Raw genomic sequence first — 1,095 nt, 5'->3', positions numbered from 1 at the left:
GGCGAATTTACAATTGAAATGCAACACAAAGTAAAAAAATAAACCCATACCGGGTAGAATATGTTTAACGACCAAATCAAACAATTCGAGGTATCCGGTATGAGCTATAAACATCTTACTATAAAAGAACGTGAAATACTTATGTTTTTACGAGCTAAGCGGTTATCTATCCGGGCTGTTGCGTTACGGCTGGGGCGAAATCCAAGCACTATTTCACGGGAGTTAAAACGTTGTGCAGGTAATTATTCCCCAAGCAAAGCAGATAATGACTATCATCAAAAGCGGCAGAATTGTCACAAGAAGCGGCTATTAGACAGCCATCCACAATTACGCCGTCAAATTGTTCATTACATCTTAGATCTGCACTGGTCACCAGAGCAGATTACCGCTCGCTTTAATAAGGAACATCAATGGTGTGTTAGCTACAACACAATTTACCGTCATATCTATCAACACAATTTAGGTGAGAAGTACTCCTCACGTGGTGATACCGGTATTCAGCGCCATCTCAGACATAAACATCGGACTCGGCATTCAAAGAATACTAGACGACATCGAGAAGTACAGACCGACTATATCTCGATCCATGAGCGCCCTGGTTTTATCAACCAGCGTCAACGTATAGGTGACTGGGAAATTGATACTGTGATTGGTCGAACGGGTCACTCCATCCTTTTAACGGTTGTCGATCGGCTTAGTCGGCTTACGCTTATCAAAAAGGTTGTGCAAAAGGACTCGCAGGAGATAAATAAAGGCTTAGTTGAACTGTTAGGGGCCATTCCTAAAGAATTTGTTCATTCTATTACACCAGATCATGGGACCGAATTTCTTCATCTTGATGAAATCAGCGAAAGGTTAGGTGTTACTGTCTATTGGCCCGATCCATATTCGCCTGAACAGCGTGGAACAAATGAGAATACAAATGGATTAATCCGGGAATATTTTCCCAAGCGAACAGATATTGATAATTATACAGAACAGGACGTTGAACACTGCCAAAAGCAGTTAAATCAACGTCCTCGCAAAGTGTTAAACTATGAAACCCCATATGAAGTATTTTTTGACAAACCGTTGCACTTAGTTTGACAATTCGCC

1 protein-coding gene is annotated in these 1,095 nt (G+C 41.3%); it reads left to right on the top strand.

The window, feature by feature from the left end; all coding sequences use genetic code 11:
- Positions 1 to 99: 99 nt before the first annotated feature.
- A complete protein-coding gene (locus tag FD29_RS05545) occupies positions 100 to 1,086 on the top strand; it encodes an IS30 family transposase (protein ID WP_186810620.1) in 987 nt (328 codons plus the stop codon).
- Positions 1,087 to 1,095: the final 9 nt, after the last annotated feature.

Origin of the sequence: Companilactobacillus mindensis DSM 14500, from assembly GCF_001434275.1 — a bacterium.
Classification (GTDB): Bacteria; Bacillota; Bacilli; order Lactobacillales; family Lactobacillaceae; genus Companilactobacillus; species Companilactobacillus mindensis.
Note: the sequence above shows the minus strand (reverse complement) of the source record. Positions and strands in the feature narration are given on the sequence as shown.